A 19,335-nucleotide genomic window follows, 5' to 3' on the forward strand; every position below is an offset into this window, starting at 1 on the left:
TAGAGATGCGGGATTTTCGGCTATGGACTTAGTTTTGTGCCACACAACAGCAGATTTTGACGCCTTGGGAGCGGCGGTGGGACTTTGCGTGCTGCGCCCCGGTAGCAGGATCGTATTGACGGGCGGGTGTCACCCGACAGTGCGGGATTTTTTGGCGCTACACCGCGACGAGTACCCACTGATTGAACGCCGATCGGTCAATCCGCAACAAATTCGATCGATTACTATAGTTGATGCCTCCGGGCGCGATCGTTTGGGAAAAGCCGCCGAGTGGCTGGATTTGCCACAAGTAAGGGAAATTGCGGTTTTCGACCACCACAAGGAGGCGCATTCAGACATCCCCGCTACTGTTAGCCAAATCGAAGCAGTCGGAGCCACCACGACATTAATTGTCGAAAAGCTCAAAAATCAAGCCGAAAAGAGCGACACACCATTCCGCCTTCTGCCTTCGGAAGCAACAGTAATGGCCCTAGGCATCCACGTCGATACAGGTTCCCTTACCTTTGAGGGCGCAACTGCGCGAGATGCAATAGCTTTGGCGTGGTTGATGGAACAGGGAGCGAGTTTGGGGGTCATCGCTGAATATGTAGAACCCGCTTTGTCTCCTCAATTGCAAGATTTGCTCAGAGAAGCGCTCAAGAATTTGCGATCGGAAACTTTGCACGGTTACAGCGTAGCCTGGGTGTTGCTATCTACTGAAGCTTATGTTCCCGGACTTTCTTCACTGGCTTCTCGCTTGCTCGATTTAACTGAAACCGATGCTCTGCTGTTAGGCAATGTTTATAAATTTAGCGAAAACGACAACAACCGCAACATCGCTCCAGAATCGCCAGTTTCCAATCGATTAACTATTATCGGTCGATCGCGCATCGAAGGAACAAACCTCAGCGAATTGTTCAAACCCTTCGGCGGCGGAGGTCACGCCGGCGCTGCTTCCCTCGCCACCCGCGATGTTGACCCCCTGCTGACTTTAAATCAGTTAGCTGACGAACTGAAAGCTCAAATTCCCCACCCTCCGACAGCGCGCGAGTTAATGTCGTCTCCAGTGCGGAGTATTCGCCCGGAAACCTCGGTGGGGGAAGCTCACCGTATACTACTACGTTACGGACATTCCGGGCTTTGTGTGGTCGATGCGGGCGATCGACTCGCTGGCATTATCTCGCGCCGCGACATTGACATTGCCCTGCACCACGGTTTCAGTCACGCCCCGGTGAAGGGTTACATGACTTGGCAGTTAAAAACGATCGCCCCAGATACCTTGCTGCCGGAAATTGAATCTTTAATGGTGACATACGATATCGGGCGCTTGCCAGTATTGGAAAACGGTCAACTGGTGGGAATTGTTACCCGGACTGATGTGTTGCGGGAATTGCATCAGCAAAAAGCGCGAGACAGGGGAAGTCATGCAAAATTTTCTGATTGTCCCGTGCCCGAATCGGTTGAGCAGTTGTTGCGATCGCGCATCAGTGCCGAATTATGGCAATTATTGTCGATCGCGGCCAATATTGCCCAAAACCGCGGCTGGCAACTTTATATTGTGGGTGGAGCAGTCCGGGATTTACTCTTAGCCACGGATGATACGCTGGCGCTAACAGATATCGATTTGGTTGTGGATGGAAAGTGCGGTTCCGACGATTCCGGTGCTGGTGTCGAGTTAGCTTCATCGCTGCAAAAACTTTACCCCGAATCGCGTTTGGACGTTCACGGTCAATTTCAAACCGCCGCGCTTTTGTGGCACAAAGACTCTGCTTTCGGCTCGCTGTGGGTGGATATTGCGACTGCTCGTACTGAATTTTATCCTTATCCGGCTGCAAATCCTGAAGTTGAAGCGAGTTCAATTCGCCAAGATTTGTACCGCAGGGATTTTACAATTAATGCCCTGGCTGTGCGGTTGGGTGTTCCTCGCAGCGGCGAATTGTTAGATTTTTTTTGCGGTTTGCTGGATTTGGAATCGAAGCAAATTCGAGTTTTGCACGCCAATAGTTTTATCGAAGATCCGACGCGCATTTATCGCGCTGTGCGGTTTGCTGTGCGGTTGGGATTTGAAATTGAGCCGCAGACGGAAGGATACATCCGCCACGCTTTGGCCAGCGGGATTTATTACAGAATTCAGGGGGAAAACGGCCGAGCTCCGGCTTTGGAAACTCGGCTCAAAAGTGAATTGAAATACATTTTGCAAGCTCCTTACTGGAAAGTTGCTTTGCAAATGCTGGGAGATTTGCAGGCTTTGCGCTGCATTCATCCTAGTTTGGAGTTGGATCGGGAGTTGTGGCGACAACTGCGTTTGCTCGATCGGTGTTTGAATGGAAGAAGGAAGAAGGAAGGCACGACACGGATTTTGACACGGATACACGGATTAATGATTGAGGGTGAGTCACGAGTCAGAGGGAAGAAGGAAGAGGGAATAGGGAAGAAGGAAGAAAAAGAAAAAGCAACTATTTCCAATGCCCAATTCCCGATGCCCAATTCCCCATTCCCCATTATCAATATCCCCGATTGGCAGATGCGGCTGGAAGTTTTGATAGCTTATTTAGCACCGGAATATCGCGGCAAGGTGGCTGCAAATCTTCAGTTACCCGCTGACAGCATTAAGCGGTTGGAAGTTTTGGAAGCCGGAAAGAAGCAGTTAGCAGAGAATTTGCCTAAGTGCGAGTTGCCGAGTCAATTGGTGCTGCTGTTGAGAAAGTATGAGTTGCCTGTGTTAATTGCGATCGCCCTACAAAGTCCGCGAAGTGCACGCCGCCAAATCTGGGAATATCTCACCAAATGGGTGAATGTTGAGCCGCCTTTAAATGGCAACGATTTGAAGGCTTTGGGTTATAAGCCGGGGCCTGGGTTTAAACGAATGTTGGATGATTTGCTGGCGGCGAAGTTGGATGGCGATTTGGGCGATCGGGCTGCTGCTATATCTTTCTTAGCACAACGTTATCCTCAAGCTTAGTAAGGTGCGTCAGCAGCGCGTTATTTCTGATATAATAGATTAGCTAATTGCTGACGCCCTCTACTAAAATTTAAGTTTTAAATCCCAAACAGGCTAACCAGGCGATCGCACATTATTGATATTTCGAGAATTAAGGTGAATAAACATCACGCTCCTGCTTTAATCGCAATTGTCTTTTACAAAACATTTGTGGCTTCCCTCTTGACAGTAACTTCGATTGCTTTGCTTTTTGCATTAAAAAATCATGAAGCTTTAGAAGAATTTTCCCAATCTTATTTGTTAGAAAGCAAACTAAAAATTATTGAGTTCATCTTAGAAAAACTTCTAATTCTCCAGCCTAAAAAGTTACTGCTTAGCGGACTTGCCGCAGCACTTTATGCAGTCTTAACTGCTTTTGAAGCCGTTGGTTTGTGGTACGAAAAAGACTGGGCAACTATCTTAGTTTTAGTGCTGGTAAGCATCAGTATACCCCCTGAAATATATGAATTAGTTCACGGGGTCACGGTACTTAAGTTAGCGGTATTTATCACAAATGTAGCCATCTTATGGTATTTGCTCCACCATTTGCCGAAGCATGGTAAAGGAGCTTAAAGTTTTGATTATTCAGAGGACATTCACTTGATTTTATAAATGTCAGCATTTTCCATTTTAATTTCATAAAACGGCTGATCAGTCAAATAAAAACCTCAATCTTTACAAAAATTTTGTAATGGTAAAGATTTGATAAAGCTACGAGGGGTTATACCCCCTATGAGTTATAGTGACATATATATAGATGCACCCTGATGGCTTTCCCGTTCCACAAGAGCGGGATTTTTATTGGAAAAATATTGTATTAAGTTTTAATACAGGTGGTAGAGATAGAATTGGTGGAAAATTTCAAGAGAACGATCGCCAGATGCAAAAATAGCACAGAAGAAGCAAAAACGATAGTTAGGAGCGATCGAACATCCGCCCTAACTCTGCGAAATAACCCAAAGGCGGTAGCATAGTTTGGGAAACGGCATCAACTAAAGATGAACTTAGGGCCAGCAACAGCCTTCTAACAGGGCAAAGGCAGAATTAACGCGACTTTAGGCATAGGAGGGTGAGGGTTCGGCATCACTTACCCATTGGTAACAAGTTAGAAAGGAGTAGATTTTGTCAATACCCCTTTGTGAATAAATATAATTGGTTAATAATGATAATCAAATAAGAGGTAAGGGTGGGAGAGTCCTGTGTAGGAGGACTCTTCCACACAAGGGCGCGATTATCATTATTAATAAGTTGTGGGCTCGATTGGCGTGGCATTGCGATCGATAACAGTGGCGGGCGATCATTTGTGACAAGTTAAGAAAAAGTGCAAGTTGTCAAGGGGGTAGACCAAAAAAAGTAAAATAGGATGAAACCTTTACCTGGCAAGCAGTTGAGCCATAATTGAACCAGTTATGATTTGCAAAAAACGAATCAACCGAGATCATGCAAAGAAAAAACATAGTCCCCAAGTAGAAAATGAAGCGATCGCGAATCACTTGGAAGATTTATTAATTCCGGCAATGGCTGCCCAAAAAACTTTTTATCGACAACTAAATTTAAGAGATAGAATTCTAACACTACCATTAATGATGGCAGCAATCCGCCAGTTTATTATGGCGATCCGTAGCAGGAGTAACAGAATTAACCAGATTATTAAATAGAGAAGGATTTTTATGGTGTCAGCCACAAGAAATTAGCCAACAAGCATTATCACTCAGATTTTTAAGTTTTCCAGCAATTTTATTTGAAAAAGTATTTAAATAATTATTGCCTCATTTTCGCCGAAAATGGTTAACAAGAAAATCGAGACCATTACCAGATAGCGTACAACTTGCTTAAAAAACTTTGAAAATATCTGGATAGCTGACGGCTCAACATTAGAAGCCTTATTTCGTAAACTAGAAAGTTTATCAGATGTGCCAATTGGTCAATTAGCCGGAAAGATGGGAGTAATTATAGACCTAGTAACTCATCTTTACGAATAAATTTGGTTGGGTAAAATCCCAAACAAGCAGATACTAAGTGGGAGGAAAATTTACTAAAAACAGTTAAGCCGAAAACCTTACTATTATTGGATATAGGCTTCTATTACTTCGCTATTTTGTCAAAACTAATTTCTCAAGAAATTGGATTTATGACTCGAATCAAGAAAGGTGCATCTTATCAAATCGAGCGGCTATTAACCAATACTTAGGATGTCAAAGACCCGATAATTAAAATAGGTGCAGGCACAAAACAGACACCAGATTTGACTATAAGATTAGTACAGATTCGCTCTAATACTTCCTGGCGTTCTTATCTGACAAGTGTCCGAGAACCTGAAATATTGCCGCCTTATGTAGTAGCATATTTATATCAAAGACGCTGGCGAATTGAAGACGCATTTTGGACAGTAAAAAGATGATTAAATCTCAGCTATTTAGGGACAGGTTCATTAATTAAACGGAATCAAGCTCCAAATCTGGGCTACTTGGCTATTTTATGCGGTTTTAGTAGATTTAGGAGATGCAGTTGCCGATGAATTAGGAGTACCAATTGAACGGGTTTCATTAGAAATGATTTATCGGGGAATGTATCATTTTTCGGTTGCCTATCAAAAAGGAATAGCCTCTAACCTAGTTAACTATTTTGCCGCCGATAAAAATCAAGATTTAGGGATTGTTAAGCTAGGCATGAAAACCTCATGTCAGGCTAATTATTTCTCCTTTCCCTGGAACTCAAAGAAGTCCCGAACAATTTGTTTTCAATAATAAAGGAACAAATGGAGTCATATTTTAATTGGGTCAACAGGTAAAATATGAGTAAAATTACTCATTGACAATAGTGCTTTTAGCTTAACTTGTGAGTAATGGTTGCACCCTCAGCTTCGCTGAAGTGTCGAAACCGGGTTTCTCGCGATCGCCCTCAACCGAAAATGGGGCAATTGCGTTAAGAAACCTGGTTTTTGTGTCCTAGACTATGTAATAACTACAGAGTAATGAAATCGCCAGAGGTGAGAATACCGGGGGTAATATTGTTAAGCTTCGCCAACAATTGATTGGTGTCCGTCACCGTGATCAAAGTTTGATTGTTGCTGGAAGTAATACTGAGTTGATTAAAACTCAAACCAGAATTCAAACCAATTAAATCCTCACCCCTGCGGAAATCATTAATGATGTCGCTACCCAAACTTTGATTTAGGAAAAACACATCATTTCCCGAACCTCCCGTCAAAGTATCGTCCCCAATATCCCCGGAAAGGAAATCGGCACCGCTGCCACCGCTGAGAATATCATTACCTTTGCCTCCGTACAGGGTATCGTTACCGATGTCGCCACAGAGCACATCGTTTTCATTGCCACCCAACAGCAAGTCGTTGCCCTCACCGCCATCGAGACTGTCGTTTTCTTTGCCTCCGTACAGGGTATCGTTACCGATGTCGCCAAAAATCAGGTCTGTACCTTCATTGCCAAAGGCAATATCGTTACCATTTCCAGCATTAATTGTGTCATTTCCTAAGTTGCCTAAAATGTAGTCGTCTCCATCTTCACCCAGCAAGATATCGTCATCTTTACCGCCGAAAATGCTGTCGTTACCAACGCCGCCGGCAACTGTATCATTGCCGATATCTCCCCTCAACAAGTCGTCGCCCTCACCACCGACAACAGTGTCATTATCCTTGCCAGCGTAGATGGTATCGTTGCCAGCGCCGCCAGGGATGAAATCGCTGCCTTCATTGCCGAAGATTGAGTCGTTATCCGCAGCGCCGTCAATGTTGTCATTGCCGCCCATGCCGTAGAGAGTATCGTTGCCGGCTTGTCCGTTAATTGACTCGTTGAGGACACCGCCCATGATGAAATCGGTAGTGTCGCCGCCGTTGATAGTTTGTTGGACGGGGTTGGGGGTGATGGTGGCAGGATCTAGTTGCGGAGGGTTGAGGCTATCGAGTAGGCAATCATCTAATACCGGAGTAGGAGTCGGAGTTGGTGTCGGTTCGGGCGTGGGAGTTGGCGCCGGAGTCGGTGTGGGAGTTGGAGTCGGCGCGGGTGTGGGTGTCGGAGTTGGAGTAGGAGTCGGCGTGGGAGTGGGAGTAGGAGTCGGAGTTGGAGTCGGAGTTGGAGTCGGAGTTGGAGTCGGCGCGGGTGTGGGAGTTGGAGTCGGAGTTGGAGTCGGTGTGACTGGAGGGTTAAATTCATAAGCGCCAATATCAACGATCGCACTTCCGTTATTATCACCATCTTGAGGGCGACTCACACCGCGCTGATCCGCAGCCGGCGCGCCCGCACCAGTACCGGTATCAATTGCCGGACTTCCTGTTAGCAGCGGCAGCACGAAAGCGCCGTTAATATTTTCCAAAGGGCCGAGTAAGGGGTCTGCGATCTTCACATTTGCCGTAACATTATTGTCGTTAGGATCGCCCGTCGTGAGTTTATTAGGAAATTGCAGATTATTTCCCCCGTCGATTAATTCCCGCCCGGTTTGCTGCTTAATCTTAAAACGATTACCCGCCGTGTTGCTATCAAAAATAGAATTCTTGACAGTAATTGGCTGATTACCAAAATTAGCAATACCTCCCGAATATTCCCCAGCGGTATTTTTAGCAAAAGTTGAATTGACGATGTTAGTCGAAAAGGAATCTCTGTTATTGACAATCATTCCTCCACCATTCTTAGCAGCGTTGTTGCCGGAAAATGTACTGTTAACTACGCTGATGTTTCCATTTTCACCCAACCACAAGCCGCCGCCGCTATCATCGGCTGTGTTGTTGGCAAAGGTGCAGTTTGTCACTGTCAAATCGGCATTGCCGTGGCGGACGCCGCCGCCGGAGCCTCCCGACCCCGCTGCATTTTTGACAGCTTTGTTGTTAATAAAAGTGCTATTTTCCAACACCACTTTATCTTGCAAATAACCAAACAAAAAGGCTGCGCCTCCTTCTCCGGAGCTGATATTGCCATCAAAAACGCTGTTGCGGATGACAATACTTCCGGCAACAGGGCCAGGGGTTGCATTGGGGCCCGAAGCATTAGCGCCATCGACGAAAACTGCCCCGCCAACGCCTTGGTCTGTCACGTTGCCGGTGAATTTAGAGTTTTCGATCGTCATGCTGCCCAACAGGTTATTAACAGCTCCGCCGTTGCTGCCTTTGTTGTTGGTAAACTCGCTATCTCTGATCGTGAGGGAACCACCGCTTTTAGTTGCGATCGCGCCGCCACCACGTTCGGTATTGGTAGCTAAAGAACCATCATTGCCACTAAACTTGCTGTTAATTACAGTCAGGGTGCTGCGGAAACCCGTGTAAATGCCGCCACCAAAACCGGCAACATTATTATTGACTTGGCAATTTTCTAAAGTTAAAGTGCTGCTACCTCCTGTTTGAATGCCACCACCTGCGCTAGTTGCCTCACTATTCGGATCGGTTCCAGAAACTTTGCCGTTGGCAACAATCAGGTTTTTTAGAGTAACGTTGGTTGAACCTTCTGTGCGGATTACCCGCGAAGTATTGTTGCCACTGATGGTTAAATTGGCTGCACCAACTGCATCAATTGTCAAGTTTTTGTTGATGACAAGTTGACCGGAAGTTAGAGTAATTGTTTGGCTGGCAAGTGTGGAGGCAAATTGAATGGTATCGCCGGCAACAGCAGTGGCGATCGCATCTCTCAAGGAACCTGGCCCGCTATCATTATTGTTGGTAACGGTAATAGTCTTTAAAGTCCCTTGATAATCCGCCATTGCCTCTGGAGTCAAGGCTAGCGGTGCTTCAATATCACCCTTGGCAAACTCCAAATTCCAGTTACCACCGCGGCCAGTGCGATCGCTAGATGCCGCAATATCAGCCCCGGTTAACTCGCCCAGGCGATCGACAAAATCGCTTCCCGAACCCGCCGCAACATCGCAACCATAAAGCACAATATCTGCTTGGTCGCTTAGCGCATTTCGCCACCCTTGCAACTGGCTTTCATATTGTGATAAATTATCCGAAGTCAGCGTTGCAGAACCTAGCTGCAAGCTGCCCGAATTGCCGTGAGAAAAAACGTGAACTTGGTCTACAGTTTCCCCCGCCGCAGAAATTGTTTGCAGTTTCGCAGTAATTTGCTCGACTCCGTTACCATTTTTATCTAAAATGATGATCTCTGCACCGGGAAGCACGCCACCCGCAAGAGTTTGATAGTCATCTAAGTCGGGATCAATGAAGACAATAGATTTAGAACCAGCATTGAGGAGAACAGATTGTGAATCGATGTTAGTGGCAAAAGTTGAACTCATTTCGCATACCCATGAGAATGTTTACTATTTGCTGGTAGATTCACCTTGAAAGCAGAAGGCTAGAGATGCAGAAGGCAGTAGGCAGGATTAAAACCTCGGTGATAGATAGGGGAGATTAAAATTTAGGCAAAAACTTGAATTTTATCCCTAAGTGAAATCCGAGACTTGTCTCCCTAATCAGCTTAAGCTGTGTGAAAATTGCGATTTTTTTAGCAATTAACAGCATAAAATGTAATGTAAATAGTCCGGCACGGGGAACCTCTCTATGTAGATTTGCCATGCACACCCTTAGCGAGATAAGTAGTCCATCAAACCATTTGAAAGCCTAAGTCAGGTAAAATTCATAAAAAATTTTCTGGGGTTCCGAATTCCTGAGAATCTCTCTAGCTATTACCTGATACATTCACATTAGGGAAAACCAGGAAAATTGCCCCTAAAAAAATGATTAATTTAACTTTTTTTATCGCTGGCAAAAAGTTCCCCAAAATCGGAAAGTTAGTGGTTGAGAAAGCTGGATTTATTCGGGCGCTGCGTAGGGCTAGCCAGCTCAGGATTGCAATAGACGGATGTGCCTCATTCTAGGTGTGGGCGATCGGGAGCATCTCATATTTGTAAAAATACTTCTTCTGGCTCCTTCCTTCTTCGGGCTCCTTCCTTCTTCCTCTTTCCTTCTTCCTCTTTCCTTCTGCCTCCTGCCTCCTGCCTCCTGCCTCAAAACTCCAATTTCTAGCGGAGGGCTGCAAAGGTGAGATGCTCCCGGGCGATCGGCAATAAACAAGATTTATTACCCATCGCTGGCTGTTGAAAAGAATCAGATCGATCGCTCCTCTGCGTTGGCGTAGCCCCCCTAGGGCAGGGCTGTTTCATTCTCAAGAAAACGATGATTTTGACTCTTGTAGTGCTAAGAGTGCCTACCCTCCCCATCCACGATTTGCTCATGTTTCAGAGATTGGGGCAGCCACGGGGGGCTGCCCCTACAAGAGAATGAAACAGCCCTGCGTAGGGGCGGGCGGCTTATGGCCCACCCTAGCCCAGGCCGTTAGATTGTTACCTGAGTGAAATCGCTAGCGGTGAGGATACCTGGCGTAATATTGTTAAGCTTCGCTAACAATTGATTGGTGTCCGTCACAGTAATCAAAGTTTGATTGTTGCTGGAAGTAATACTGAGTTGATTAAAACTCAAACCAGGATTCAACCCTATTAAATCCTCTCCCTTGCGGAAATCATTAATGATTTCGATACCCAAACTTTGATTGAGGAAAAACACATCATTTCCCGAACCTCCCGTCAAAGTATCGTCCCCAACATCCCCGGAAAGGAAATCGGAACCAGCACCGCCGCTGAGGATATCATTACCCTTACCGCCGTAAAGCGTATCGTTATCGGTGTCACCGAAGAGCACATCGTTTTCATTGCCGCCGAACAGCAAGTCGTTGCCCTCACCGCCATCGAGACTGTCGTTTTCTTTGCCTCCGTAAAGCGTGTCATTTCCCAATAAGCCAAAAATCAGGTCTGCACCTTCATTGCCAAAGGCAATATCGTTGCCGTTTCCAGCATTAATTGTGTCATTTCCTAAGTTGCCTAAAATGTAGTCGTCTCCATCTTCACCGAGTAAGATATCGTCATCTTTGCCGCCAAAAAGCGTGTCGTTGCCACCGCCGCCGGCAACAGTATCATTGGCGAGATCTCCCCTTAAAAAGTCGTCGCCATCTCCGCCAACCACAGTGTCATTATCTTTGCCGCCGTACATGGTGTCGTTGCCAGTGCCGCCAGAGATGAAATCGCTGCCTTCATTGCCGAAGATTGAGTCGTTATCTGCACCGCCGTCAATGTTGTCATTGCCGCCCATGCCGTAGAGAGTATCGTTGCCGACAAGTCCGTTAATTGAGTCGTTGATGCCGCCGCCCATGATGAAATCGGAACCTTCACCGCCGTTGAGAGTTTGTTGGACGGGGTTGGGGGTGATGGTGGCAGGATCTAGTTGGGGGGGGTTGAGCTCATCAAGCAGGGAACCATCCGAAGCCGGAGTAGGAGTCGGCGCGGGCGTCGGAGTTGGCGCGGGCGTCGGTGTGGGAGTAGGAGTCGGCGCGGGCGTCGGAGTTGGCGCGGGCGTCGGAGTGGGAGTGGGAGTTGGCGCGGGCGTCGGAGTTGACGCCGGAGTTGGAGTTGGCGCGGGCGTCGGAGTTGGAGTTGGCGCGGGCGTGGGTGTGGGAGTCTCAGTTGGAATCGGTGTGGGAGTTGGAGTCGGCGCGGGCGTCGGAGTTGGCGCCGGAGTCGGTGTGGGCGTCGGAGTTGGCGCGGGCGTTGGAGTTGGCGCGGGCGTCGGAGTTGGCGCCGGAGTTGGCGCGGGCGTCGGAGTTGGCGCCGGAGTCGGTGTGGGAGTCGGAGTCGGCGCGGGCGTCGGAGTTGGCGCCGGAGTCGGTGTGGGAGTCGGAGTCGGCGCGGGCGTCGGTGTGGGAGTAGGAGTCGGTGTGGGAGTAGGAGTCGGCGCGGGCGTCGGTGTGGGAGTAGGAGTCGGTGTGGGAGTAGGAGTCGGCGCGGGCGTCGGAGTCGGCACTGGGACGACACTACCTCCCAATTCAAAAGAGCCGCTGTCCACGATCGCACCTGGAATGCTGTCGCCATCTTGAGGGCGAGTCACGCCGCGCTGATCCGTAGCGGGTGCGCCGGTGGCAATCCCTTTATCAATTGCCGGACTTCCTATCAGCAACGGCCTGACTAAAGCGCCGTTGAGGTTTTGCAAAGGGCCAAGTAAGGGGTCTGCGATCGTAATACTTGCCGTCGCATTGACATCACTTCCGTCATTGGGGTTTTTGGCCGGCCACTGAAAATTCCCTCCTTGATCGCTATATTGGGCGGTGACGTGTTGCTGAATGCCCCAAGGGTTTCCTCCGTTAGCCGCTGTATTGTTGGAAAGAATCGTGTTTTTGAGGGTGACATTATTGGCAGCGGCGAAGATACCTCCACCAACCCAGCCTGCAGAATTATCGGCGATCGTCGTGTTGAGAATGGTTGTGGGTGCACCAAGAGTCATTGCACCGCCGAGTTTGTTGAAATCACCAGCAGCAAACGCCGTGGAGTTGCCAGAAAACGTACTGTTAGTAATCGTAGTAGGGGCATTTCGCATCCACAGGCCGCCACCTTGATTATTGGCTTTGTTGCCAGCAAAGGTGGTGTTGGTAATGGTCAATCCCTGGTTGGTGCTGTCGCTCAAAATCGTTACCCCACCACCGTTTCCACCATTTCCACCGTTGGGTAGCGCCAGAATTTCGTTATTTTGGAAGGTGCTCTTTTCCAAAATAACCTTGTCTTGGCTGCCGGTGAACAGATAAGCTGCGCCTCCTTCACCTCGACCTTTATTGTCTTGAAATACGCTATTGGTAATCTTAATTGTGCCGGAAGCTTCGCTCGGATTGCTGGCTCGATCGGTATAAAGTGCGCCGCCGAAACCCCTTAAGAAAGAATTGGGCTGCCCTGTGGCGAAAGTGGCTGCTGTGGTGTCGTTGCCGATGAATCGGGAGTTGTCAATTGTCAGCTTACCTTGAAGGCTGTTAATCGCCCCGCCGTTAATTCCTTTGTTGTTGGTGAAGTCGCTGTTGGTGACTGTAAAAGTTTTGAAACTCAAAAAGCCGATCGCACCTGCACCGCGTTCATCGTTAGCTGCGGTGGCTACGTTGCCGTTGAATTTACTGTTGGTAACAGTCAGGGTATTGTTGAAATTACCGAAAATTGCGCCACCGCCTTTATCGGCGACGTTGTTGTTGAACTGAACATTGTCTACTGTGAGGTTTACTTCGTCGGTTGTGCCGATCGCGCCTCCTCGATCCGTAGTTTTGCCGTTAGTAATAATGAGGTTTTTGACCACAAAATTAGTAGCAGTCGCAACGTTGGCGTTGACAAAAAACGCGCGGGATGCGTTGTTGCCACTGATAGTTAAACCCGCTGCTGCTGCGCCGTCAATCGTGATGTTTTTGCCAACGGGAATATCGAGTTGACCGCTGGTGAGGGTAATGGTTTGGCTGGCTAAACCTGGAGCGAAGGTAATGATATCGCCGGCAACAGCGGTGGCGATCGCAGCCCTTAATGAACCCGGCCCGCTATCGCTATTGTTGGCTACTACGATCGTAGCTAAATCACCTTGGTAACTTGCCATAGCCTCTGGCTGCAAGGCTAAGGGAGATTCAATTTGACCCCTAGCAAATTCTAAATTCCAGTCGCCGCTACGGCCGGTTATGTTGGTGGATGCCGCAACGTCAGCCCCGGTTAATTGACTGAATCTATCGACGAAATTAGTACCTGTACCGCTTGCTACATCGCAGCCGTACAGCATGATGTCTGCTTGTGGGGCTAGTGAAGTTTGCCACTTTTCCAACTGGCTTTTGTATTGCTCTATGTTATCTGAGCCCAGAGAGGTATTGCCTAATTGTAGGCTGCCTGAACTGCCGTGAGAAATAATGTGAACCGAGTCGATCGCCCCATTAGTAGAGGCGTATTTTTCCATCTCGGATGTGATTTGTGCGATGCCGTTTTTGGTGCGATCGAGTATTACTACCTGCTGTCCCGGCAGCACTCCCGCTGCAATTGACTCGTAATCTTTAACGCCGGAGTCAATGAAGACTAAGCAGCGAGGTGGCATTTTTTCAAAAGCAGATTGTGAGTTAACTTGAGCGAATGTAGAACTCATATTGGAGACTCCATTAAGGGCATTATTAGTAGATACACCCCGGAGTTATCTCATCAGGCTTCTTTCATTCTATCTTAACATCCAATTGGGAAATGGGGTCATTTTAAAAAAAATTTTTATTGAGTTATTTTGCTCGACATTTGCATTTACCCTTTTGACTAAAATGGAAACTTGAGCCTCTATCTATGGGAATAGATCGCAATATTAATCGGGAATCTTGAAATCAATCTAGGTTCTCTTATCCAATTTTTTTTGACCACGAATTTCAAAGGTGGTATCAAGCCCCCGAATTTATCCGTGGAATCAATCCAAAATCGAAAATCGAAAATCCTCAAGAAAGAGCATTTATCTCGCGCAAGTCAATCGAAAATCTAAAATCGAAAATCTAAAATCGATTGACCTTATTTTGCTAATAGTAGGCTGAGTTGAGGGATGCGGAAATAGTGGAGGTAATTCACCCCCGAATAACTCCTCTTATATTTAGTAGTTTTTATTTGAGTGTGAGATTTTACGTAGAGGCACAATGCACTAGAGTTTCCCTAGCTGTATTTCATCCAAGGGAAAACTGAATTATGTAGATATTGAAGAATTCTATATGGTTTGAATTTGCTAGGTTTGCGATACACCCAAATACTGATTACCAGGATGTTTGGTCGCATTTACTAACAGTCAAAACTGTCTAATATTAAGTGGAACCCATCGCGGGAAATCAATTGACTTATGGGGGGCTACCGACACTGTGAGGACTGCCATCCTCACTGCAAACGTGATTCAAATTATTCAGCGGGAGTTGATATGATTGCTGATTGAGTCAGCTCAAATCGTTGATTGCGATCGCGCCTCCCTCCCTAATTACAATCGTATTCGGGTTCAGTCGCCCTCGGTACGTTTCATACCCTGCATTAAGCTGTTCGGCATTTAAAGGACTTGCGTAAGGTGCGTCAGCATCTAAGGTTTTCCGTTTCAGCGTAAGGGTTCGCGAATGACGCACCCTACTAGCCTCGTTACTGGTTTAAATGCTCCACAGCTTAAATTACTCTCCTTAATTAGCAAACAGTCGATCGCGCCCACCGCCGTTGCTGAGTGTATCATATCAAATCCGTTAGCATCGCCATAGTAAATTCGAGTTCACTGTTCACTGTTCACTGTTCACTGTTCACTGTCAACCGTCAACCGTCAACATCATGTATGAGTGTAACCGGAAATGATATCACTATCTCGATCGGCATAACACCCACCAACTCCCCTGTTTTTACTCAGGGAACTGTGCGATTTTGGCAATTGACTTTTGTATGGTTCCAGGTAATCTGAACTGAGGATAACAAAGCCTAATTGCAGTTGGTTCGAGCTGCCCTCAGAAGTTGTGCGAACTTTGTCAATCTCTCTAAGGATAGAGGCAGATTTTTGAAGTGCCGAGGTAATTTTCTCGATGCAGTCAGATTCCCCAGCCACAATTCTGGAAACAAAATATCCACCTTGAGTGATGCTGGAGTCCTTGAATACAAAGCTTTTGGATGGGGAATTTGCGTATTCCAAGGCGGGAGTCGTTTCCCTTAAAGAAGTGAACATATTCCGTCCTCCAAAAGTGTGTTTAGCGGTAGATACAGCCTTGGAGTCAGAGCTTCTGAAACTGCCAGCGACCTTATTTATTTCGCTCATTCTTATTTCACCTATCTATCAGTTTGCCCTATTTCTGCTGCACTGCCATCCGCGATCGCACGGAATTTATATTCTGCGTGTTTTCCCTTACTTCCGGCAAACGCGCCATTACCGATCGATCCGGTATCCTGTCCGCGATCCCACTTTCAAACAAGAATCCAACTGTAATATCATGTCCGAGCGATTAACCATAATATCCCGGTCGGGGCGGGTTTTTGAGATTGTCAATTATTGGCAGGTATTGTTCGTGAACCCGCCCCTACAACAATCGCGGTCGCACACCGGACATGATATAAGCCCGTGCTTCAAACCTCGATAGTCTTCAGTCATTCCCCCATCTACAATCTAAAATCTAAAAGGGTATGACAGTTAGTTGATTGGCCTCGCAACTGTACCGATCAAGATTCTGTGGAAGATGGGGGTTTTTTCCCTGCATTGCGAATATTAATAATCTTGTTGAGGGCCTCAAACCAAAAACCAGCCCCCATAGAAATAGCTACACCGCTCAATATCCAACCCAACAATTTTTCCATCACAGCCGGCCACAATTTCCCCTGCTTATCTTGTTTTAACCTATTCTGTTCGCTCCATCCCAAAGGCAGAGGTACATTATTATCCAAAGCTCGATCGACATCTTCTTGAACTTTTTTCAGACTGGTTAAATTATTTGATTTAGTCCTAGCATTGTTGACCACCACCTGCTCAGCGTACAAATTAACAGTCGATCGCAACATCGAATCCTTCGACAACCGATTAATAATATGAATGGTATCAGCATTAGCAGCGACAGCGATCGCAGTTCCGAGCAAAATCGCCACCCCTCTAGCATTCCGCTTGTAAACACCAGAAGCACGCTCCATCGATTGGTCAAACCAAATTTCAATTTCTTTCTGAAACCGCTGCAACTGCTCTTGAGTATCTCCGCCGCCTTTTTCAGCGCGCTGCGCTAAAATATAAAGGCTGCGTTTCAAAGATTCTGGCATACTGTCCAAAGTTTCTTGAATTTGTTGATAAATCGGACTCTCCTCTTTGAGTTCCATAATTTCTGCTGCCGACTCTTGACTTTTTTTAACAGTATTTAACAGATTGCTGAAACTAGGTTGTAGTTGCCCTAGCAGCGCCAGCCGCTCATTTCTGCTGTCAAAACGAGCCTTCACAAATGCCATCTGCCTCTGAAATTCTCTCCCTCCCAGCTCGGTTTCTGGTAGATAAACCTGAGAATCCTTAATATAAAATCCTAGCTTTTCAGACATCCGATTTAAGCTGTTGTTCAAACTTGCTAAATTGTTTTGATAATCTTCAACCACTCGATTGAACTCCGCAGTCAACCACCTAAATTCTTGCTTAATAATCGGTTTAGTAGCATCCGGCAAACTCAGATTTTCTCCAATTTGTTGAATTTGGGCTAATTGTAAATCTTTAAATCTTTCCAATCTGGTTTTAGAGATAGAGCTGAGCAAACTAGAAACCTTTAAAGTCTCCAAAAGGCTAGCCGAAAAACACTCGGCTGGAATATAAGAAGGCCCACTGGATTTATTGCCGAAAACATTTTTAGTACCCGTAACTCCGTGGTAAAAATCCCCCATGCGGTGCGTAACAGAGCGGAATCCCTCTGATAACAGCCCTTTCGCTCCCTGATTCAAATCCTTGATAATCGGATTGGCGTAAATCGAATGGGCTAACTGTCCGACTCGCTTAAATTGCAGGGGATCTTTCGCACCTTCGCTGCCACCAGAAATCAGCACTTCGATCGACTTCTTTAAATGTTCCGCCCGCCACTGCCAAACAGTAGCAATCAGTTCCTGAATTTCCGAAGCTAGCAAGCTTAAAGTCAGGTAGATAAATACTAAGCCAATGATAATATCTATAATTACAGGCAAGTTCATGGTATTTTCCTAGTTGCAAATAACTGCTGTCTAAGTTTACCTTCAGTTTGGGACGCTCAAAACTCTCTTAACTTATGTCAGAAATCTTTCCATTCCTGGGCCGCAAACCGAAAAATCGCTGGAATGACAGCTTTACAGACAAAGTGTGGATGCTGGCTTTTCTGTTGGCTGCAGTGCTGATTTTCGGGCTGAATCTGGGCGGCGTGGCTTTGCGGGATTGGGATGAAGGCATTGCAGCGCAGGTAAGTCGCGAAATTTGGCGCGGCAACTTAAATTGGCTGTATCCGACGATCGACTCTATGCCCTATTTCAACAAACCACCGTTGGTACACTGGCTAATCGGGCTGTGTTTTGCTGTCGGCGGTGTCAGCGAATTGACGGCGAGGTTGGTACCGGCGATGCTGACGGCGGCTTCAGTGCCCTTGCTTTACGCCATTGGCAGGGAGTTGTTTCCTCTGCGTTCGAGATCCATTTTTTCTGCCCTCGTGTATCTGACGCTGTTACCGGTGGTGCGGCATGGACGTTTGGCGATGTTGGATGGGGCGGTTTTGTGTTTTTTGCTGGCGGCGATGTGGTGTTTGCTTCGATCGCGCCGCGACTTGCGCTACGCTTTGGGGGCGGGGATTGGGTTCGGACTCATTTGCCTGACTAAGGGCGTGATGTTGGGGCTGCTGTTGGCTGCTGTTGGCTGTATTTTTTTGGTTTGGGATACTCCGCGACTCCTCACTTCTGGGTATCTTTGGGGCGGATTGGCGATCGGAACATTGCCAGTAGCTGCTTGGTATTTTGCCCAATGGCTGCACTACGGCCAATATTTCATCCACACTAATTTAATTAACGAATCTTTCCGGCGAATTTCGGAACCTGTCAGCAGTCACAGAGGCCCGCCTTGGTATTATCTTTTAGAAATTTTTAAATTAGCTTGGCCGTGGCAGTTATTTTGGCTACAAGGGCTGCGTCTGAGTTGGGAAAATCGCAGTTTTGCCGGGCCAAAATTAGTATTGGTTTGGACTGGAGTATATCTGCTGGCTATTTCTGTGATGACTACTAAATTGCCGTGGTATGTTTTGCCAATTTATCCAGCTTTTGCTCTTGCCGTTGGCAGTTATCTCGCTGAAGTTTGGGAGCAACTGTGGCTGCCGCCAGAGCCGATCAAACACGAAGCAGAAGAACGTTTTGATGCTATTTCTTTGTTGCCTCATCCCGCGATTTTGGCAGTGCTGGCTGTAGTTGGTTTTGTCGGCTGCATTTACTTCAGTGGCTGGGTACGGATCGGGGGACAAATTGCGCCTCCAGAGCGAGATTTGCAGTTAATGCTGATGTTTGTAGCTTTGACAATGACAATGGCGGCTGTGTTGCTGCACCGCAAAGATCGGCAGTTTATATTAGTTTTAATTTGGGGAACTTACCTGACGCTGTTGGTATTGGTGGCTTCAGATAACTGGGTTTGGGAACTGGCAGAGGATTATCCTGTTAAGCCGATCGCCGAAATTGTCCGCACAGGAACTCCGGCCGGTCAACAGGTGTTTACTTCTCACCGCTTGGGCCGTCCATCGCTGAATTTTTACAGTCAACGCCAAGTTATTGTTGCCGACGCACCTACGCTCAAACAGAAATGGCAAACTCTTCCTCAACCTTATTTTCTGTTAGAAAAACCTGTTTTAAAACATTTAGGTTTGCAGAATGCTGAAATTGTCAAAACAGCCGACGATTGGGTTGTGGTAACTCGAAAATAAGCGTGTTTCCGCAAATTACCGTAGGGGCGGGTTCACCAACCATTTATGTCAGAAACCAACAATATAATAAACCCGCCCCCACCCAACGACAAATCTCGAAAATAAGCGTGTTTCCGCAAATTACCGTAGGGGCGGGTTCACCAACCATTTATGTCAGAAACCAACAATATA

The 19,335-nt window shown here is 46.9% G+C and carries 10 protein-coding genes and 1 pseudogene; 4 read left to right on the forward strand and 7 right to left on the reverse strand.

Annotation, left to right across the window (positions count from 1 at the left end):
• The first annotated feature begins 22 nt into the window (after positions 1-22).
• The 3 genes and pseudogenes from QUA16_RS11795 to QUA16_RS11805 all read left to right on the forward strand — a co-directional run bounded on the left by QUA16_RS11795 (position 23) and on the right by QUA16_RS11805 (position 5,734).
• Positions 23-2,941, forward strand: coding sequence for a CBS domain-containing protein (locus tag QUA16_RS11795; RefSeq protein WP_333104020.1), 2,919 nt, complete (start codon positions 23-25; stop codon positions 2,939-2,941).
• A 135-nt stretch (positions 2,942-3,076) separates the two neighbouring features.
• Positions 3,077-3,532: a DUF2127 domain-containing protein gene (locus QUA16_RS11800; protein WP_333104021.1), complete on the forward strand. Its 456-nt coding sequence runs from the start codon at positions 3,077-3,079 to the stop codon at positions 3,530-3,532.
• Between the two features lie 836 nt (positions 3,533-4,368).
• Positions 4,369-5,734, forward strand: a pseudogene (locus QUA16_RS11805) (IS4 family transposase).
• 189 nt (positions 5,735-5,923) lie between these two features.
• On the opposite strand, the gene QUA16_RS11810 reads toward QUA16_RS11805, so the two are convergent.
• From QUA16_RS11810 to QUA16_RS11840, 7 genes are all read right to left on the reverse strand, one after another.
• Complete coding sequence (locus tag QUA16_RS11810) at positions 5,924-9,199, reverse strand: DUF4347 domain-containing protein (protein ID WP_333104022.1); 3,276 nt, start codon at positions 9,197-9,199, stop codon at positions 5,924-5,926.
• Between the two features lie 578 nt (positions 9,200-9,777).
• Entirely contained in the window at positions 9,778-9,942 is a 165-nt protein-coding gene (locus QUA16_RS11815) for a hypothetical protein (protein WP_333104023.1), read from the reverse strand.
• A 296-nt stretch (positions 9,943-10,238) separates the two neighbouring features.
• Positions 10,239-13,883 carry a DUF4347 domain-containing protein gene (locus QUA16_RS11820; protein ID WP_333104024.1) on the reverse strand — a complete coding sequence of 1,215 codons (3,645 nt, stop codon included), beginning with the start codon at positions 13,881-13,883 and terminating at the stop codon, positions 10,239-10,241.
• A gap of 811 nt (positions 13,884-14,694) precedes the next feature.
• Positions 14,695-14,874, reverse strand: a complete 180-nt coding sequence (locus tag QUA16_RS11825; RefSeq protein ID WP_333104025.1) for a hypothetical protein — start codon at positions 14,872-14,874, stop codon at positions 14,695-14,697.
• 191 nt (positions 14,875-15,065) lie between these two features.
• Positions 15,066-15,452, reverse strand: coding sequence for a DUF4347 domain-containing protein (locus QUA16_RS11830; RefSeq protein ID WP_333104026.1), 387 nt, complete (start codon positions 15,450-15,452; stop codon positions 15,066-15,068).
• 118 nt (positions 15,453-15,570) lie between these two features.
• Positions 15,571-15,696 (reverse strand): hypothetical protein, encoded by a 126-nt coding sequence (locus QUA16_RS11835; protein ID WP_333181146.1) that lies wholly within the window; start codon positions 15,694-15,696, stop codon positions 15,571-15,573.
• A 244-nt stretch (positions 15,697-15,940) separates the two neighbouring features.
• Entirely contained in the window at positions 15,941-17,428 is a 1,488-nt protein-coding gene (locus QUA16_RS11840; protein ID WP_333104027.1) for a hypothetical protein, read from the reverse strand.
• A gap of 74 nt (positions 17,429-17,502) precedes the next feature.
• Here QUA16_RS11840 and QUA16_RS11845 point away from each other — a divergent pair, with 74 nt between their 5' ends.
• Positions 17,503-19,164: a glycosyltransferase family 39 protein gene (locus QUA16_RS11845; protein ID WP_333104028.1), complete on the forward strand. Its 1,662-nt coding sequence runs from the start codon at positions 17,503-17,505 to the stop codon at positions 19,162-19,164.
• Positions 19,165-19,335: the final 171 nt, after the last annotated feature.

Source organism: Microcoleus sp. S13_C3 (assembly GCF_036700905.1).
Classification (GTDB): domain Bacteria; phylum Cyanobacteriota; class Cyanobacteriia; order Cyanobacteriales; family Microcoleaceae; genus Microcoleus.